Origin of the sequence: Bacillus sp. FSL R5-0709 (assembly GCF_038004785.1) — a bacterium.
Taxonomy (GTDB): domain Bacteria; phylum Bacillota; class Bacilli; order Bacillales; family Bacillaceae_G; genus Bacillus_A; species Bacillus_A mycoides.
On the sequence record NZ_JBBORT010000001.1, the window covers coordinates 1,356,937 to 1,374,651 of the forward strand.

The following is a 17,715-nucleotide window of genomic DNA, read 5'->3' on the forward strand; positions in this document are numbered from 1 at the left end:
AGTATATTTCTGAAAATTCAGATAAAAAGGGGTGTTTTAATTGGAAAAACGTATCGTTTGTTTAGCGGGTGATGGTGTTGGTCCGGAAATTATGGAAAGCGCGAAGGAAGTATTGCATATGGTAGAGAGGCTATATGGACATCACTTTCATTTACAAGATGAGTACTTTGGCGGAGCGGCTATCGATTTAAATGGGCAACCATTACCACAGCGAACACTTGCCGCTTGTTTAGCGAGTGATGCGGTTTTACTTGGAGCGGTTGGTGGACCGCGGTGGGATGATGCGAAAGAAAGGCCAGAGAAAGGATTATTAGCTTTAAGAAAAGGACTTGGTGTATTTGCGAACGTTCGTCCTGTAACAGTAGAAAGCGCAACTGCACATTTATCGCCATTAAAAAACGCAGATGAAATTGACTTCGTTGTCGTTCGTGAACTAACAGGCGGTATTTATTTCTCTTATCCGAAAGAAAGAACGGAAGAATCGGCAACCGATACACTTACGTACCATCGTCATGAAATTGAACGTATCGTGTCGTATGCTTTTCAATTAGCGAGTAAGAGAGAGAAAAAAGTAACCTCTATTGATAAAGCGAATGTTTTAGAATCTAGTAAATTGTGGAGAGCTGTTACAGAAGAAGTAGCTCTTCGTTATCCTAATGTTGAATTAGAGCACATTTTAGTAGATGCAGCTGCTATGGAGTTAATTCGAAACCCAAGGAGATTTGACGTTATCGTAACAGAAAATTTATTTGGTGATATTTTGAGCGACGAGGCTTCTGTATTAGCAGGGTCATTAGGAATGCTTCCATCAGCGAGCCATGCGGAAAACGGGCCGTCTTTATATGAGCCTATTCACGGATCAGCGCCAGATATTGCAGGTAAAAATAAAGCGAATCCAATTGCGATGATGCGTTCAGTAGCGATGATGCTTGGGCAATCATTTGGATTAACGAGAGAAGGGTATGCGATTGAAGAGGCAATTTCTGCAGTTCTTCAATCTGGGAAATGTACAGCTGATATTGGGGGGAATGAGACGACAACTTCATTTACGAGGGCAGTTATTCAAGAAATGGAAGAGCAGGCACTAGTAGGGAGAGGAAGATAATGGGGAAAAGGTTACTAGATAAGCTTTGGGAAAGACATGTAGTTGTAACGAATGAAAATGGATTGGATTTATTATATATCGATCTTCATCTCGTTCATGAAGTAACGTCACCGCAAGCCTTTGAAGGCTTGCGGCTTGCAAATCGAACTGTTCGGAGACCGGAATTAACGTTTGCAACGATGGATCATAATATTCCAACGAAAGATGTTTGGAATATTACCGATCGCATTGCGAAGCAGCAATTGGATACACTTCGTGACAATTGTAAACAATTTAAGGTGCGATTAGCCGATATTGGTGATGAAGAGCAAGGAATCGTTCACGTTATAGGACCAGAACTTGGGCTCACACAACCGGGGAAAACGATTGTATGCGGTGATAGCCATACAGCAACCCACGGTGCTTTCGGTGCTTTAGCGTTTGGTATTGGTACGAGTGAAGTAGAACATGTATTAGCAACTCAAACGTTGTGGCAACGAAAACCGAAAGCGATGGGGATTGAATTAAAAGGAAAGTTACCGAAAGGCGTTTATGCAAAGGATATTATTTTGCATCTTCTCTCAAAGTACGGTGTAGCGGTTGGAACGGGGCATGTAATGGAATTCTACGGAGAGACGATTCGTGATATGGGTATGGAAGAGAGAATGACACTTTGCAATATGGCAATTGAAGGGGGAGCGAAAGCTGGCATCATTGCACCAGATGAGAAAACATTTTCTTATGTAAAAGGGCGTGAATATGCACCGAAAGACTATGAAACGTTTACGGGAAAATGGTCGGAGCTTTATACAGATTCAGATGCAATTTATGATTTACATATTTCGGTAGATGTTACGGATTTAGCACCGTATGTCACTTGGGGAACAAATCCTAGTATGGGTGTTCCTATTGATGAAAAATTACCAGAGAAGCATAACGAAAATGATGAAAGAGCATTTTCATATATGGGATTGAGCCCTGGGCAAAGTACGTTTGAAATTCCTGTTAAGCATGTCTTCATTGGTTCTTGTACAAATTCACGTTTATCTGACTTAGAAATTGCTGCATCTGTTGTAAAAGGGAAAAAGGTAAAAGAAGGTGTGCGAGCACTCGTTGTACCAGGATCAAAAAGTGTGAGAGAGCGGGCGATGCAAAAAGGCTTACATCGCATATTTGAAGAAGCGGGATTTGAATGGAGAGAGCCTGGATGTTCAATGTGTCTTGGGATGAATCCAGATCAAGTACCTGAAGGAGAACATTGTGCTTCTACTTCAAATCGTAATTTTGAAGGAAGGCAAGGGAAAGGAGCACGAACACATTTAGTAAGTCCAGCTATGGCTGCAGCAGCTGCGTTATATGGTCATTTTGTTGATATTAGAAAGGAGAGTTACGATGGAACCATTTCATATTCATAAAGGTACTGCCGCAGTACTTATGAATGATAACATTGATACAGATCAAATTATTCCGAAGCAATATTTGAAGAGAATTGAAAGGACGGGATTTGGAAAATATTTATTTGATGAGTGGCGTTACGATAATGAGCGCCATGAAAATCCTAATTTCCCCCTTAATGCACAAGAACGAAAAGGAGCAAGTATATTAATTACAGGTGATAATTTTGGATGTGGTTCTTCAAGAGAACATGCTCCGTGGGCGCTTGCGGATTATGGTTTCCGCGTTATTATCGCCGGAGGATTTGCAGATATTTTTTATATGAATTGTATGAAGAATGGTATGTTACCGATTGTAATGGATAAAGAGATGCGTGAACAACTTGCCAAAACGAATGCGAGAGATCAAATGGAAGTTGATTTAGAGAATGAAGTAATTATTACGAATACGCACAGGTTTCATTTTACAATCGAGAAAATGTGGAAAGAAAAATTATTAAATGGTCTAGATGAAATCAGCATTACAATGCAATATGAACAAGAAATTGAAGAGTATGAAAGAAAAGTAGCTTCACACTAACTAAAAGTAGAATATTCGAAATCTATTTACATTCAGAATTAACTGTTATATAATATGTAAAAAATCAGAGGAGAAAGGGAGTAAGTATTATGAATATCGTGCAATCTATTAAAATGCTTACAAAATTACATCATCATACATGAAACCCTTGAACCTAACGTGAAAACGTGTAGGCACAAGGGTTATTCCCGTTGTACCTACACTCTACTAAAGAGCCTTGTAGGTATTTTGTCTACAAGGCTCTTTTTATTTTCGGTTTGGGTGGATGGAATGGGCATAAATTAAAGAGGGAAGGGTGTGTGAATTCAGATGACAAAGTGGAAACGGGCAAATCCGAATGGAACGAGAGATTACTTATTCGAAGAATGTACGTTAATTGAAGAAGTGGAACAAAAATTAAGACGGACCTTTTTAGAGAGAGGTTATGAAGAAATAAGGACACCTACAATTGAATTTTATGATGTTTTTGCATTTCAAAACAGGCCGATAGATGAAGAAAAGATGTATAAATTTTTCGATGAAAAAGGACGGATTATCGTTTTACGCCCAGATATGACAATTCCTTTAGCAAGAGTAATTGGAACACAGAGAGGGGATATTCCTCTTAAAGTAACTTATAGCGGGAATGTATTTCGGGCGAATGAGTCCCTTACTGGGAAATATAATGAAATAGTACAAAGTGGTATTGAAATTATCGGGATTGAAAATGTAAGGGCTGAAATTGAATGTGTGATAAGCGTAATTCAAGCACTTCAAAAATTAAAGGTGCAATCTTTCACAATTGAGATTGGGCAAGTGCAGTTATATAAATGTATCGTAAAAAAGCTCCCCATTAATGATGAAGAAGAGAAGTTACTTAGAACGTATATTGAAAGTAAAAATTATGCCGCACTCTCACACTTTATAGAAGAAAAGAAATTAAATCGGTGTGATGAAACAGTAAGGTTACTTGAGAAACTACCAAGGTTATTCGGGAGTTTAGATGTTGTTGAGGAAGCAGAAAAACTCGCCTCAAGTAATGAAATGAAAATGGCCATTGCGAGAGTGAAAGAAATATATGAAACAATTGAACAGTTAGGATATGGCTCTTACATATCAATTGATTTAGGTATGGTTCAACATTTGGATTATTATACGGGTGTTATTTTCAAAGGGTATATATATGAAATTGGAGAAGAGATTGTTAGTGGCGGAAGATATGATGAGTTAATTGGAAATTTTGGAGAGATGATGCCAGCGGTTGGGCTCGCGGTGCAAGTAAATCAAATAGTTAAGGCACTTCAAGAGCAGCAAGAACCATATAAACGAAAGAGAATAGATATTATGATTTATTATGAGTTAAATAGATTAGCAGAAGCGGAAAGGTTACGAAATTTACTGCAAAAGGACGGGAAGAATGCCCAGTTATCTTTATTCTCTAATTTAAACGATACTTTTCAATTTGCAAACAAGAATAAAATAATGACAGTCGTTGAGGCGAAGAGTGAGTCACTAGTGGAATATGTATGGAGAGAGAAATGGATCATCCAGAAAGAAGGGGAGGCTTCATGCGTAACATTCAAATTGCGTTAACGAAAGGAAGATTAGAAAAGCATGTTATTCCACTGTTTGAAAAAATTGGAATTGATTGTTCGGAGCTCAAAGATAAAGGAAGAAAACTTGTGTTTAAAAGTAAAAACACAAACATTTCATTTATTTTAGTGAAAGCGGTAGATGTTGCTACTTATGTAGAACATGGCGTAGCTGATATTGGAGTCGTTGGAAAAGATATATTAATGGAATTTGAGAAAGATATATATGAGATGGTCGATTTAGGAGTGGGCGTGTGTAAATTTTGTGTCGCTTCTATTCCTACGTATAATCCGAAGAGTTATCGAAAAAAACGAATTGCTACGAAATATCCGCACATTACTTCTACATATTTTCATGATAAAGGGGAGGATGTAGAAATTATTAAAATAGAAGGATCTGTAGAGATTGCTCCACTTCTAGGTTTGGCAGATGCAATTGTTGATATTGTTGAAACAGGAAAAACATTACAAGAAAACGGGTTAATTGTATTTGAGGAAATGTGCTCTATATCAGCTCGAATGATTGTGAATAAGGCTGCATTGAAAACTAAAAAAGACGAAATATTCTGCATTATAAATATGATGGAACAAGAAATTTTGTCAGGGAAATAGGGGGACTTTAAATGGAGATAGTTTTTGAAGATTTCCAAGAGGCTTTATCGAAAATAAAATTGCTACGAGAAAGCGCTCATATAATAGAAGAAACTGTTCAAAGAAGTGTAAGCGAAATTGTTCAAAACGTAAGGGAGAGTAAAGATGAGGCGTTATCGTTCTATACAAAAAAGTTTGATGGTGTAGAAATCAAAAATTTTCGTGTAAGTGCAGAAGAAATAAAACAAGCAAGTAAGTTTGTAGAACAAGCTTTTTTAGAAGCGTTAGAAGAGGCAAAGAAAAACATTGTCTCGTATCATGAAAAGCAAAAAAGACAATCGATGTTCGATTGCGTGAGTGAAGGGGTAATTAGAGGACAGCTCATTCAGCCGTTAGAAAATGTAGGTGTATATGTGCCAGGCGGAACTGCTTCGTATCCTTCATCAGTATTAATGAATGTATTGCCAGCAAAACTCGCAGGAGTGAAAAAAATTGTAATGGTAACACCGCCGAGGCAAGGAGGAATTGATCCGCATATTTTAGCTGCTGCAAGTCTTGCAGGTGTAGATGAAATTTATATGGCCGGTGGTGCTCAAGCAATTGCTGCTCTAGCATATGGAACGGAATCGATTCCTAAAGTAGATAAAATAGTTGGACCTGGAAATTTGTATGTTGCTCTAGCGAAGCGAGAAGTATATGGGGTAGTCAATATCGATATGATTGCTGGACCATCAGAAATTGTAGTTATCGCAGATGAAACAGGAAATGCCGAATATATTGCTGCTGATTTATTATCACAAGCAGAGCATGATGAAAGAGCGACTGCTATTTGTATTACAACGAATGTACACCTTGCTAAAGAAGTAGAAAGAGAAATAGAAAGACAGCTAGAGACGTTACCAAGAAGTGAAATAGCTCGTGAGTCAATAAAAAGAAATGGAGCGATTTTTATTGTTCCTTCTTTAGGAGAGGCATTTCAATTATCAAATGAAATTGCTCCAGAACATTTAGAGTTACACATAAAAGAGCCAATGAATGCTCTAGCTTATGTAAAGCATGCTGGATCAATTTTTCTTGGTCCATATGCACCTGAGCCGCTCGGAGATTATTTGGCGGGGCCGAATCACGTATTACCGACAAGTGGAACGGCAAGATTTTTTTCTCCGTTATCCGTCGATGATTTCGTAAAAAAATCAAGTTTCGTTTCTTATACGGAAGAAGCGTTAAGAAGTGTACAGCATCATATTGTAGAACTTGCAAATAAAGAAGGTTTACATGCACACGCAAGAGCGATCCAAATTAGGTTTAAGGAGGAAGAATAATGCGCCAATCGAGTCAAGCACGTGAGACGACTGAAACAAAGATTAAATTAAGTTTGCAGCTCGATGAAAGTACGAGTGTTTCTGTGCAAACGGGAGTTGGTTTTTTTGATCATATGCTAACTTTATTTGCTAGGCATGGAAGATTCGGTTTGCAAGTTGAAGCTGAAGGTGATGTATTCGTTGATGCGCATCATACGGTTGAAGATGTTGGAATTGTACTCGGAACTTGCTTGAAAGAAGCATTGCAAAATAAAGAGGGGATTAACCGTTACGGCTCAGCGTATGTACCGATGGATGAATCTTTAGGATTTGTCGCGATTGATATAAGCGGGCGCTCATATATTGTATTTCAAGGTGAATTAACAAATCCGAAGCTAGGAGATTTTGACACAGAACTAACGGAAGAATTTTTTAGAGCAGTTGCCCATGCTGCAAATATTACGTTACATGCTCGCATTTTATACGGAAGCAATACACATCACAAAATTGAAGCTTTATTTAAAGCGTTCGGTCGAGCGCTTAGAGAGGCAGTCGATAAAAATGCCAATATTAATGGTGTAAATTCAACGAAAGGGATGTTGTAATTGATTGCAATTATAGATTATGGAATGGGAAATATTCGTAGTGTGGAACAAGCATTAAAATATATTGGAACAGAGTACATCATAACGGATGATAAAAAAGAAATATTGAGAAGTGATGGAGTTATTTTACCAGGAGTAGGCACATTTCCGAAAGCGATGGGCGTTTTAGAAGAAAAAGATTTAGTATGTGTGCTAAAAGAAGTTGGGAGCTTAGGAAAACCGCTTCTGGGTATTTGCTTAGGAATGCAGCTTTTATTTGAAAAAAGTGAGGAACTACAAAATTGTAACGGATTAAATTTATTGCCAGGTGTTATTCGAAAGTTAAAAGTTCCTTATAAAATTCCACATATGGGGTGGAATGAATTAAAAAAAGAAGGAGAAATATCGCTTTGGAATGGAGTAGAGGACGGTTCTTTCGTATATTATGTCCACTCTTATTATGCAGATTGTCCGAATGAAATTGTGTATGGGGCAAGTGAATATGGAGTGAAAGTACCTGGTTTTGTAGCAAAAGGAAATATATTTGGCGCACAGTTTCATCCTGAAAAAAGTGGGGAAATTGGGATGCGAATGTTAAAAAATTTCAAAGGGGTGGTAGAAGCATGGAAATCTTCCCAGCTATCGATGTAAAAGAAGGACGATGCGTCAGGCTTTATCAAGGAGAGTTTAGTAAAGAAACGGTGATGAATGAAGATCCAGTCGCACAAGCAATCATATTTGAAAAACTTGGAGCGAAAATACTACACGTTGTTGATTTAGATGGAGCAATTGTTGGGGAGTCAGTAAATTTACCTGTCATTGAAAAAATATGCAAGGCGGTACGTATTCCAGTGCAAATTGGAGGAGGAGTTCGGTCACTCGCGGCAGTGGAGAAGTTGTTGTCAGTAGGTGTAGAAAAAGTGATATTAGGAACGGCTGCCCTTTACGATAAATCATTTTTAGAAGAAGCGGTTCGTCTATATAAGGAGCAAATCATAGTTGGAATTGATGCGAAAAATGGTTTCGTAGCAACGAGGGGCTGGTTAGATGTGTCTGAAATTTCGTACATCGATTTAGCGAAGCAAATGGAAAGTGTAGGTGTTCAAACGATTGTGTTTACGGACATTTCAAAAGATGGGACACTTGCAGGACCAAATTTTGAGCAATTAGAGTTACTGCAAAAAAGTGTGGGTATTCGTGTGATTGCATCTGGAGGTGTCGCATCTATTCAAGATGTGAAAAGATTAAATGATATGAACATATATGGCGTCATTATTGGGAAGGCACTTTACGAGAAAACGATTGATTTAGAAAAAGTGTTACAGGTAACAAAACTATGTTAGCAAAACGAATTATTCCATGTCTAGATGTGAAAGAAGGGCGGGTAGTAAAGGGTGTGAATTTTATAGGGTTACAAGACGTCGGTAATCCTGTTGAAATAGCCGCATTATATAATGATGCGGGAGCAGATGAAATCGTATTTTTAGACATTACTGCGACGCATGAAGGGCGAAAAACGATTATAGATGTTGTAGAACAAACAGCCTCAAAGGTGTTTATTCCTCTTACAGTTGGCGGGGGGATTTCAAGTGTTAAAGATATGTACAATTTACTAAGAGCTGGAGCAGATAAAGTTTCAATAAACTCAGCGGCAGTGAGAAATCCGAAGTTAATCCAGGAAGGTGCGGAACATTTTGGCTCACAATGTATTGTCGTAGCAATCGATGCTAGAAAAGTAGCAGAAGATAAATGGAATGTATACGTAAATGGCGGAAGACTTAATACGGGAATGGATGCAATCGAATGGGCGAGACGCGTTGCCCAGCTCGGAGCAGGAGAAATTTTGTTGACGAGTATGGATGCAGATGGAACGAAAAACGGATATGATCTTCGTTTAACTGGAGCAATTTCAAACAGCGTTTCTGTTCCAGTAATCGCATCAGGTGGATGTGGTCATGTGGATCACATTATAGAAGTATTTCAAAAGACAACAGTTGATGCAGCATTAGCGGCATCAATCTTTCATTATGGTGAAGCGACTGTACAAGATGTAAAGAGAAAATTAAGAGAAGCAAACGTTGAGGTGCGGTTATGAAACCTAATTTTGCAAAAGGATTGATACCAGCTGTTGTTATCGAGGAAGATACGAAAGAAGTTTTAATGTTAGCTTATATGAATGAAGAAGCGTATGACAAGACGCTGGAAACGAAAAGAACATGGTTTTATTCCCGTTCGAGACAATCGTTATGGAATAAAGGAGGTACATCGGGAAATGTCCAATATGTGCAATCACTTTATTTAGACTGTGATCAAGATGCAATCGTTGTTGTCGTAAAGCAAGTAGGGCCTGCTTGCCATACGGGAGAAAAAACGTGTTTTCACTACAAAATTATATAGGGGGATACATATGGAAGATATCCTTAAGTTATTATTTGAAACAATTGAAGAACGAAAGAAAAATCCACTCTCTGAATCATATACGAATTATTTATTTTCAAAAGGTGAAGATAAAATTTTAAAGAAAATTGGTGAGGAGTGCACCGAAGTAATTATTGCGTCTAAAAATAATGATAAAGAAGAAATAGTAAAAGAAATGGTTGATGTGTTCTATCACTGTTTTGTTCTATTAGCCGAAAAAAATATTCCATTAGAAGATGTCATGCAAGAAGTGAAAGAAAGAAATGGAAAGCTTTCGCGAGTAGGGGACAGAAGAGAAATAGATACATTATAAGGGGGAATATGGATGAAAGTGGACTATCACATTCATTTAGAAGAAGGGCCATATTCAATAGGGTGGCTAGCTAAAATAAATGATGCGCTACAATATTTTGAACCGCTTAAAGAAGAAAAACATTCTATGGAATGGCTTATGAAAACACAAGAACGCCTGCAAAGACGTGTGAAGGAAGGTCCATTTACAGCGAAATGGATTGATTTATATTTAGAAGAAGCTGTGCGAAAAGGTATAAAAGAAGTTGGTATTGTCGATCATTTATATCGTTTTCATGAAGCGAAAGGATATTATGAAAAGCATGTAGATATTAGTGATTCTAAGCTTGGTCGCCTGCAAAAAGAATGGTTAGATCAAGTAAGAGTAACGTCTATTTATGATTTTACAAAGGCGATTGAAGAGGCAAAAGAGCGATGGAGTAAACGAGGGATAACGCTCAAACTTGGAATTGAAGCGGATTATTTTATCGGGGGTGAACAAGAGTTAAAAGGTTTACTAGCATTAGGAGACTTTGATTATGTAATCGGTTCGGTCCATTTTATAGATGGATGGGGATTTGATAATCCAGATACGAAAGAGTATTTTGGTACGCATGAGTTACATACTTTATATCACACGTTTTTCGCTACAGTTGAAAGTGCTGTTCGTTCCGAGCTTTTTGATATTATAGCTCACCTCGATAACATAAAAGTATTTAATTATCGATTGAATGAGAATGAACAGCTTTCTTATTATAAGGAAATTGCTCGTGCGTTAGTGGAAACAAATACAGCAACAGAAATAAATGCGGGATTGTACTATCGATATCCTGTGCGCGAAATGTGCCCAAGTCCGCTTTATTTACAAGTATTAGCTAAACATGGAGTTCCGATTACTCTATCCTCAGATGCCCATTATCCGAATGATTTAGGAAAGTATGTGGAAGAGAATATAAAGACATTACGCAATCATGATATTTCTCACATAGCTACATTTACGAAACGAGTAAGAACGATGAGATTGCTTGAAGAAGAAGGAATAATTTCAAAATGAAACACGATTTTTTGATGAAAATCACCCTTTTTGTTCAAAATAAGAAAGAATGAAAAGGAGGATGAAAAATGGCGAAACAACAAAATAAACAAAACGTACAAGCGGCAGATCAAGCCTATACTTCTGAAACAAATAATACTGCTAACTCAGTTATTGAGGAACAAATTAGCGATACAGTTGCAGAAGGAACAATCGATGCGAAGCTTGGGAAAGAATCGCAAGAAAAAGCGTAAAAAGAGGGGAGAGTTGCATCTCCTCTTTTTTTATGGAGAAGTGTCGATTTTCAAAACTATAATCAAATTCCTTGGTTTTTATATGTAGATTTCTTACAATGAAATATAAGAGATATCATATTTTGTATAGAAGAGGTGTTAGTAGTGGCGAAAATATTAGTAGCAGGGAAAATTCCAGAAATCGGATTAGAATTATTGAAAAATCATGATGTAGAAATGTACAATAAAGAAGAATTAATTAGTGTAGAAGAGTTAGCAGAACGTGTAAAAGATAAAGATGCACTTTTAAGCTTACTTTCTACGAAGGTATCGAAAGAGGTTATTGACGCAGCACCAAACTTGAAAATTATCGCAAATTATGGTGCTGGTTACGATAATATTGATTACACATATGCTGGCGAAAAGGGTATTGCTGTTACAAATACGCCGAAAGTATCTACAGAGGCAACAGCAGAATTAACGTTTGCACTGCTTTTAGCAGCGGCACGTAGAATTCCTGAAGGGGATACCTTATGTCGTACAACTGGATTTAACGGCTGGGCACCATTATTTTTCTTGGGTCGTGAAGTGCACGGTAAGACAATTGGAATCATTGGCCTCGGAGAAATTGGGAAGGCAGTTGCAAAGCGTGCGAGAGCATTTGGAATGAATGTTTTATATACAGGACCAAATCGAAAGCCTGAAGCTGAAAGTGAACTGGAAGCAACATACGTAACGTTGGAAGAATTATTACAAACAGCGGACTTTATTACAATTAACTGTGCTTATAATCCGAAATTACATCATATGATTGATGAAGAACAGTTTAAAATGATGAAGAAAACAGCATATATTGTAAATGCTTCACGTGGACCAATTATGCATGAATTTGCACTTGCTCATGCACTAAAAACAAATGAAATTGAAGGTGCAGCTCTTGACGTGTTTGAATTTGAACCGAAAATTACAGAAGAGCTAAAAGGATTAAAGAATGTGGTGCTTGCTCCTCACGTAGGAAATGCAACATTCGAAACACGTGATGCAATGGCTGAAATGGCAGTAAGAAATATTTTAGCTGTATTAAATGGTGAAGAACCTGTAACACCTGTAAATCAAAAAGTATTAGTTACAAAATAAAAAAGAAACCTTCCGAAATACGGAAGGTTTTTTTATTTTTCTTTATTCGCTTTTTTAGAAGGTCTTTGTCTAATAAATTGAGATAACATATACAAAATGTATAGTGGAATAGCAATGAATAAGAAAACAGAAATGTTGCCAAAACTTGTTTGGTACATTGTGATAATAATTCCAACTAAAAATAGTGTAATAATTATGCTATATCGTGGAATTGGTACATCTTTTAAACTTGGGATACGAACACGGCTCACCATTAAAAATGCGAACGTTACAAATACGGTAATGAGAACGATTTTTGGAATGGTATGTGAAAATAATGTTAAGAAAGCAACAAGCCCTCCTGCTGCGGTAATCGGAACTCCAGTGAAATATTTCATAGAAGTAGAAGATGGTGTTACATTAAATCGTGCTAAGCGATATGCTCCGAACAGAGGGAATAATCCCGCTATGTATAGTCCAATGATTCCGTAGTTGGAAAAAGATGTGTAATACATTAAAACAGCAGGTGCTGCGCCAAATGTTACAACATCCGCGAGTGAATCAAGCTCTTTTCCCATTTGTGAATCAACGCGTAATAAACGAGCGACACGACCATCAAGACTATCTAACATCATCCCGATCAGTACTAAAATAGCAGCTGATTTATAATATCCTAAAGATGCATAGCCGATTGACAAAAATCCGCTATATAAATTCCCGAGCGTAAATAAGTTTGGAATAGCTGCTCTATACAAAATCTGATCCCTTGCTTTCTGTTATAAATTCTTAATTAGTGTATGAAAGTTTACTTATTTTATCATACCATAAATTTCTTTCTCATACGAAAAAAATTCCCAATTTGTGAAAGATTGTATAGAAGAGAAATTTGAAAAATAAGTAAAAAAAGGAAGCAACTTTTGTGAAGTTGCTTCCTACACTATTCAAATTTCGTTGTCATCGTTCCGGTTTTATATCGATTGTTAGGATCAAATCTTAATAAATCTCCATAAATGAGTTTGTCGGATAATTTTAATTCTGTTTTTGCTTTTTCAATATAAGGCTGACATAGTGTTAAATCAGCTTCTTCACCTGTGCTTCTTTTATAGCACATATTTTTTGTATAAACATAATCTTCCGAAACAAAACTGCCGTCCCGCATTACCATAAGAGGGTCTTTTTCTTTCGTAAATAAGTCTGTTCCAAATTCTACGGATTGATTTGTTTTAATACCAAGTAAATGAAGTAACGTTGGTTTAATATCAATTTGACCAGATACTTTAGAGATGACTTTTCCTTCTTGGCCAGGCACATGAATAATGAGAGGGACGCGTTGTAATTGCATAGAATCAAACGGTGTAATAGCGTCTTTCCCAAGGAACTGAGCCATAGCTGCATTATGGTTTTCAGAAATGCCGTAATGATCACCATAAATGACAATAACGGAATTATCATATAGTCCTTCGTCTTTCAATTGTTTAATAAATAATTTAAGAGCTTCATCCGTGTAACGAACGGTTGGGAAGTAGCGATTTAAAACACCACTTTCGGAATTAAATTCATCAACATATTGATCTTCTGGATTTAGAAGAAATGGAAAATGGTTTGTTAACGTAATAAATTTTGTATAGAACGGTTGTGGTAAAGATTTTAACTTTGGAATAGATTGCTCAAAGAACTCTTTATCTTTTAATCCCCAACCGACAGACATTTGTTCCGTTCCTACGTAATCATTTAAATTAAAGTAACGATCATATCCAAGCGCAGGATACATTACGTCACGATTCCAAAACGTTTTATCGTTTGAATGGAAGACAGCAGAAGAATATCCGTATTTCTTTAATTGTTCTGGTGTGGCAGTGTATTCATTTGTTGCATGAGTAAAGAATACAGAACCACGGTCTAACGGATAAAGGGAATTTTCAACGATAAATTCAGCATCAGAAGTTTTACCTTGTCCCGTTTGATGATAGAAGTTATCGAAATAAAAACTATCTTTAATAAACTCATTTAAAAATGGAGTAATCTCTTTTCCATTTATTTTTTTATTAATAACAAAACTTTGTGTAGATTCCATTGAAATTAAAATTACATTTTTACCCTTTGCAGCTCCAAATAAGTTTTTATCAACTTGTTTATCTTTTGAGTCTGTATAGTTTTTAATTTCAGAGAACCCGTCTCCACTTGCAAATACACGCTCAGCTGAAGACTTAGATTGAAGTGTAATATCAAATAGATGATATGTGTATAACCCTAAATTTTTCACGACAGTTTGACGATCAAACGAGCGTGAGAACATTTGTGGTTTATATATAACTGAAACAACAATTTGTAGTGCTAATAATACTGTTACACCGCTAAAGAAAGTTCGCTTCTCAGAGCGAGAAAGGGGTGTTTTATCACCAAATGATGGGAATTTACGCGAAATAAACATTAAAATAATTGCGTCTGCAAATAAAAGTAATGTTTTATACGTAAAGAGTTCTTTTATACTCGTCCCTAAGTCAGCCATATTATTTGTTTGGAATAAAACAGGGAAAGTAACAAAATCGTTATAGAATCCGTAAAACATTGCATTTCCAAATAAAATAAATGACAGTATAAAACTAATTACAATAATAATTCGGTTTCGGTACTTAGATGCAAGTAAAGCGAAACCAAAAAATAAAAGTAACGAAGCTAGTGGGTTAATAAAAAGCATAAACTCTTCAAAGAAGTTATCAATTCTAATATCAAATGCTAGCTTGTACACAATATATGTTTTTATCCATAATAAAACGACTGCAACTAGTGCAAATCGCAGTTTTGGAAACAGATTTTGTAGCATAATATACTCCTCTCCTAAAAGCATGACGGTTCTTGTGAGCCGGTTTGATTAGCGCCTCATTTTATATATACGAACAGTCCTTTGTTATTATGTTTATTATACTATGAGTATCATTATACGAAAATAAAAGAGAGTTGTGGGCTTTTTTATAATAATTGAGTAGAAAAAGGGCAGTGGGAGACAATAAAACGGAGTTTCTATGTATGATAATTATCGTGCGCAAAAAGAATCGAGTAATAAAACGGAGGTTATAATGCGAAAATTATTATATTTTATAGTATGCAGTAGTGTTATACTTTTTGCTTCACCGAGTGTGTCGGTAGCACAATATGATGCACCCCTTATGGAAGATGCCCTTTATTCTGTTTTATTTCCAAAAATAAATAAGTCAATTGAAAAACAATATGGGAGCTTGAAGCCTTATCAATGTCCTAAAATTATTAGTTTAAAAAAAGTGTATAGTGGTACATATTTATTTCAAGCGAGTATTGAAGTAACGAAGTATGAACAGGTTGGTGGGAAAATTGTTCCACCATTTGAGAAGGTAACGATTACATTTAATAACGAAGAGGGCGAATGGGAAGTGACAAAGGTTTCAGTAAAGCGCTTACCAAATGATACGAAATTAAACTGTAAAAAAACAATATAAAAAATTGTTTGACAAATAAAATGGTCCTTTGGTATTGTTAATAGCAACAATTAGATGTTTGAAAATTAAATAGACTTACCTCATCTACTCTCAAAGGTAGAGGCCGCGATAGGAAAGAGTAAGCTATGGGAGATTTAATGGAATCTGTGATCATAGGTTGAAAGGGACTATTGCCGAAATATAAGAATAACCATCTTATTCATATATTGGGACTGCATTGAATAAATGTAGTACTGTCATAAGATTTATTTTATGAAGAGCTATTTGGAGATGTTGATGCGGTTTCTTATTTTGAGGAGATAACAACTCGTTTATTTTTTCAATATATATTTTTCCTAATAAGAAACGCGTGTGAACATTGTTCCGCGCGTTTTTTGTCTATCTAAAAGCGTGCTGCAATGAATAGAAGATTGGGGTTATGAGTTTTAGAGGAAATAAGGGAGGAATTCAAATGTATTTACACGGCACAAGCCGAATCAATGGGCAAGGACACTTAGAAATTGGTGGGTGCGATACGACGCAGCTAGCAAAACAATACGGAACACCACTTTATGTATACGATGAAGAGTCTATTCGAGGAAAGTGCCGCGCGTTTCATCGTGCTTTTAAAGAAAGTGGTTTCTCTTATCAAGTAGCATATGCAAGCAAGGCGTTCTTGTGCATGGAGATGTGCCGAGTAGCTCGTGAAGAGAATATGTCTTTAGATGTTGTTTCTGGAGGAGAATTATATACTGCGCTCCAAGCTGGTTTTCCGGCATCGCGTATTCATTTTCACGGAAATAATAAAACAGAAGAAGAAATGATTATGGCTCTTCAGGCGAATATCGGTTGTTTTGTAGTAGATAATTTCTTAGAATTAGAAATTTTACATGATTTAGCAATGCAACATGGGAAATTTGTGAACATATTAATCCGTGTAACGCCTGGAGTAGAGGCACATACACACGAATATATAACAACAGGTCAAGAGGATTCGAAATTTGGATTTGGTGTTTCAAATGGTCAAGCGATGCAAGCAATTGAGCTTGCCTTGCAAAAATCAAATTATAATGTGCTAGGAATTCACTCGCACATCGGATCACAAATATTTGAAACGGCTGGATTTGTTCGAGCAATTGAAGTACTCCGCCAATTTTTAGAAGAAGTGAGAGAGCGAACACATTATGTGATGAAAGTATTAAATGTGGGCGGAGGTTTCGGTATACGTTATACGGATTCAGATACACCGTTAACACTTGAAACGTATGTGCACGCTGTAACAAGTACGATAAGAGAACAATTTACATTATGTGAATATCCGCTTCCAGAAATATGGATTGAACCAGGTCGTAGTATTGTAGGTGATGCTGGAACAACACTTTATACAGTCGGAGCGGTGAAAGAGATTCCTGGCATTCGGAAATATGTTTCAGTCGATGGTGGAATGACAGATAATTTAAGACCAGCGCTATACGGAGCCCGTTATGAGGCGATGTTGGCGAATCGAGGGAATGATGAGAATGAGGAACTCGTTTCGATTGCTGGGAAATGCTGTGAAAGTGGAGATATGCTGATTTGGGATATTAACTTACCGCAAGTTGCTTCTTCTGATTTACTAGCAATTTCTTGCACGGGGGCATATGGGTACTCGATGGCGAATAATTATAATCGTATTCGTAGACCAGCTGTCGTCTTTGCAAAAGGCGGGACGTCACAAATTGTCGTAGAACGTGAAACATATGAAAATATCATTGGGAACGATCGCATACGTATTAAAGAGCTGGTGTGAATGAGAAAGAAGGAGTTGTCTAGTAAAGGCAGCTCCTTTTAAAAAAATAAAAATAATTAAATATATCGGAAAACTAGGATTGAAAAAAATCAGAATTGTGATAAAATACAAATACAAAGCTTATCAAGAGAAGCTGAGGGAACTGGCCCTACGAAGCTCGGCAACCTGCTTATAGAAAGCAAGGTGCTAAATCCAGCAAAATGGAATCCATTTTGAAAGATAAGGTAAAATATATTACCGAACAGTCTTTTCGAAATGGGAAAGATTTTTTTTATGAA

The 17,715-nt window shown here is 36.7% G+C and carries 19 protein-coding genes and 2 riboswitches; of the genes, 17 read left to right on the forward strand and 2 right to left on the reverse strand.

What is annotated here, in order from left to right:
* Nucleotides 1–40: 40 nt before the first annotated feature.
* The 15 genes from leuB to MKX37_RS07065 all read left to right on the forward strand — a co-directional run bounded on the left by leuB (nt 41) and on the right by MKX37_RS07065 (nt 12,217).
* Nucleotides 41–1,105, forward strand: a complete 1,065-nt coding sequence (gene leuB / locus MKX37_RS06995; RefSeq protein ID WP_002011718.1) for a 3-isopropylmalate dehydrogenase — start codon at nt 41–43, stop codon at nt 1,103–1,105.
* Nucleotides 1,105–2,499, forward strand: a complete 1,395-nt coding sequence (gene leuC / locus MKX37_RS07000; protein WP_002011716.1) for a 3-isopropylmalate dehydratase large subunit — start codon at nt 1,105–1,107, stop codon at nt 2,497–2,499. Before leuB ends, leuC begins: the two co-directional genes overlap by 1 nt.
* Nucleotides 2,477–3,058, forward strand: a complete 582-nt coding sequence (leuD, locus tag MKX37_RS07005) for a 3-isopropylmalate dehydratase small subunit (RefSeq protein WP_002126281.1) — start codon at nt 2,477–2,479, stop codon at nt 3,056–3,058. The genes leuC and leuD overlap by 23 nt, the downstream gene beginning before the upstream one ends.
* Before the next feature lie 309 nt (nt 3,059–3,367).
* Nucleotides 3,368–4,630 carry an ATP phosphoribosyltransferase regulatory subunit gene (locus MKX37_RS07010; protein WP_078421975.1) on the forward strand — a complete coding sequence of 421 codons (1,263 nt, stop codon included), beginning with the start codon at nt 3,368–3,370 and terminating at the stop codon, nt 4,628–4,630.
* Nucleotides 4,606–5,241, forward strand: coding sequence for an ATP phosphoribosyltransferase (hisG, locus tag MKX37_RS07015; RefSeq protein WP_033708301.1), 636 nt, complete (start codon nt 4,606–4,608; stop codon nt 5,239–5,241). The genes MKX37_RS07010 and hisG overlap by 25 nt, the downstream gene beginning before the upstream one ends.
* A gap of 11 nt (nt 5,242–5,252) precedes the next feature.
* On the forward strand, nt 5,253–6,542 hold the full coding sequence (gene hisD / locus MKX37_RS07020) for a histidinol dehydrogenase (protein ID WP_078421976.1): 1,290 nt from the start codon (nt 5,253–5,255) through the stop codon (nt 6,540–6,542).
* Nucleotides 6,542–7,126: an imidazoleglycerol-phosphate dehydratase HisB gene (hisB, locus tag MKX37_RS07025; protein WP_078421977.1), complete on the forward strand. Its 585-nt coding sequence runs from the start codon at nt 6,542–6,544 to the stop codon at nt 7,124–7,126. Before hisD ends, hisB begins: the two co-directional genes overlap by 1 nt.
* Nucleotides 7,127–7,756 (forward strand): imidazole glycerol phosphate synthase subunit HisH, encoded by a 630-nt coding sequence (gene hisH / locus MKX37_RS07030; protein WP_002168816.1) that lies wholly within the window; start codon nt 7,127–7,129, stop codon nt 7,754–7,756.
* Nucleotides 7,729–8,448 (forward strand): 1-(5-phosphoribosyl)-5-[(5-phosphoribosylamino)methylideneamino]imidazole-4-carboxamide isomerase, encoded by a 720-nt coding sequence (hisA, locus tag MKX37_RS07035; RefSeq protein WP_002126291.1) that lies wholly within the window; start codon nt 7,729–7,731, stop codon nt 8,446–8,448. Before hisH ends, hisA begins: the two co-directional genes overlap by 28 nt.
* Nucleotides 8,442–9,200 (forward strand): imidazole glycerol phosphate synthase subunit HisF, encoded by a 759-nt coding sequence (hisF, locus tag MKX37_RS07040; protein WP_002126292.1) that lies wholly within the window; start codon nt 8,442–8,444, stop codon nt 9,198–9,200. Before hisA ends, hisF begins: the two co-directional genes overlap by 7 nt.
* Nucleotides 9,197–9,502 carry a phosphoribosyl-AMP cyclohydrolase gene (gene hisI, locus MKX37_RS07045; RefSeq protein WP_002086731.1) on the forward strand — a complete coding sequence of 102 codons (306 nt, stop codon included), beginning with the start codon at nt 9,197–9,199 and terminating at the stop codon, nt 9,500–9,502. The genes hisF and hisI overlap by 4 nt, the downstream gene beginning before the upstream one ends.
* A gap of 10 nt (nt 9,503–9,512) precedes the next feature.
* Nucleotides 9,513–9,836 carry a phosphoribosyl-ATP diphosphatase gene (gene hisE / locus MKX37_RS07050; RefSeq protein ID WP_002011702.1) on the forward strand — a complete coding sequence of 108 codons (324 nt, stop codon included), beginning with the start codon at nt 9,513–9,515 and terminating at the stop codon, nt 9,834–9,836.
* 12 nt (nt 9,837–9,848) lie between these two features.
* On the forward strand, nt 9,849–10,868 hold the full coding sequence (locus MKX37_RS07055; RefSeq protein WP_002126297.1) for a histidinol phosphate phosphatase domain-containing protein: 1,020 nt from the start codon (nt 9,849–9,851) through the stop codon (nt 10,866–10,868).
* A gap of 68 nt (nt 10,869–10,936) precedes the next feature.
* Nucleotides 10,937–11,101 carry a YozQ family protein gene (locus MKX37_RS07060; protein WP_002030670.1) on the forward strand — a complete coding sequence of 55 codons (165 nt, stop codon included), beginning with the start codon at nt 10,937–10,939 and terminating at the stop codon, nt 11,099–11,101.
* A 135-nt stretch (nt 11,102–11,236) separates the two neighbouring features.
* Entirely contained in the window at nt 11,237–12,217 is a 981-nt protein-coding gene (locus tag MKX37_RS07065) for a 2-hydroxyacid dehydrogenase family protein (protein WP_003188176.1), read from the forward strand.
* Between the two features lie 32 nt (nt 12,218–12,249).
* On the opposite strand, the gene pssA is transcribed toward MKX37_RS07065, so the two are convergent.
* Both pssA and MKX37_RS07075 read right to left on the reverse strand, forming a co-directional pair.
* Nucleotides 12,250–12,951 (reverse strand): CDP-diacylglycerol--serine O-phosphatidyltransferase, encoded by a 702-nt coding sequence (gene pssA, locus MKX37_RS07070; protein WP_002011698.1) that lies wholly within the window; start codon nt 12,949–12,951, stop codon nt 12,250–12,252.
* A 182-nt stretch (nt 12,952–13,133) separates the two neighbouring features.
* Complete coding sequence (locus tag MKX37_RS07075; RefSeq protein ID WP_002086724.1) at nt 13,134–15,020, reverse strand: LTA synthase family protein; 1,887 nt, start codon at nt 15,018–15,020, stop codon at nt 13,134–13,136.
* Nucleotides 15,021–15,273: 253 nt separating this feature from the next.
* On the opposite strand from MKX37_RS07075, the gene MKX37_RS07080 reads away from it, so the two are divergent.
* Together MKX37_RS07080 and lysA are read left to right on the forward strand one after the other, a co-directional pair.
* On the forward strand, nt 15,274–15,669 hold the full coding sequence (locus tag MKX37_RS07080; protein WP_041868037.1) for a DUF3888 domain-containing protein: 396 nt from the start codon (nt 15,274–15,276) through the stop codon (nt 15,667–15,669).
* Nucleotides 15,670–15,758: 89 nt separating this feature from the next.
* Nucleotides 15,759–15,940, forward strand: a riboswitch (Lysine riboswitch).
* 180 nt (nt 15,941–16,120) lie between these two features.
* Nucleotides 16,121–17,437, forward strand: a complete 1,317-nt coding sequence (gene lysA / locus MKX37_RS07085) for a diaminopimelate decarboxylase (RefSeq protein WP_002126306.1) — start codon at nt 16,121–16,123, stop codon at nt 17,435–17,437.
* A 117-nt stretch (nt 17,438–17,554) separates the two neighbouring features.
* Nucleotides 17,555–17,663: riboswitch (SAM riboswitch) on the forward strand.
* The last annotated feature ends 52 nt before the right edge of the window (nt 17,664–17,715 follow it).

Excerpts from the sequence above, each read along its gene's own strand:
- hisE (WP_002011702.1), top strand. The coding sequence starts at position 9,513 with ATGGAAGATATCCTTAAGTTATTATTTGAAACAATTGAAGAACGAAAG.
- MKX37_RS07055 (WP_002126297.1), top strand. The coding sequence starts at position 9,849 with ATGAAAGTGGACTATCACATTCATTTAGAAGAAGGGCCATATTCAATA.
- hisA (WP_002126291.1), top strand. The coding sequence starts at position 7,729 with ATGGAAATCTTCCCAGCTATCGATGTAAAAGAAGGACGATGCGTCAGG.
- hisB (WP_078421977.1), top strand. The coding sequence starts at position 6,542 with ATGCGCCAATCGAGTCAAGCACGTGAGACGACTGAAACAAAGATTAAA.
- hisG (WP_033708301.1), top strand. The coding sequence starts at position 4,606 with ATGCGTAACATTCAAATTGCGTTAACGAAAGGAAGATTAGAAAAGCAT.
- MKX37_RS07060 (WP_002030670.1), top strand. The coding sequence starts at position 10,937 with ATGGCGAAACAACAAAATAAACAAAACGTACAAGCGGCAGATCAAGCC.
- hisI (WP_002086731.1), top strand. The coding sequence starts at position 9,197 with ATGAAACCTAATTTTGCAAAAGGATTGATACCAGCTGTTGTTATCGAG.
- hisD (WP_078421976.1), top strand. The coding sequence starts at position 5,253 with ATGGAGATAGTTTTTGAAGATTTCCAAGAGGCTTTATCGAAAATAAAA.
- MKX37_RS07080 (WP_041868037.1), top strand. The coding sequence starts at position 15,274 with ATGCGAAAATTATTATATTTTATAGTATGCAGTAGTGTTATACTTTTT.
- MKX37_RS07075 (WP_002086724.1), bottom strand. The coding sequence starts at position 15,020 with ATGCTACAAAATCTGTTTCCAAAACTGCGATTTGCACTAGTTGCAGTC.
- hisF (WP_002126292.1), top strand. The coding sequence starts at position 8,442 with ATGTTAGCAAAACGAATTATTCCATGTCTAGATGTGAAAGAAGGGCGG.
- leuD (WP_002126281.1), top strand. The coding sequence starts at position 2,477 with ATGGAACCATTTCATATTCATAAAGGTACTGCCGCAGTACTTATGAAT.
- lysA (WP_002126306.1), top strand. The coding sequence starts at position 16,121 with ATGTATTTACACGGCACAAGCCGAATCAATGGGCAAGGACACTTAGAA.
- leuC (WP_002011716.1), top strand. The coding sequence starts at position 1,105 with ATGGGGAAAAGGTTACTAGATAAGCTTTGGGAAAGACATGTAGTTGTA.
- MKX37_RS07010 (WP_078421975.1), top strand. The coding sequence starts at position 3,368 with ATGACAAAGTGGAAACGGGCAAATCCGAATGGAACGAGAGATTACTTA.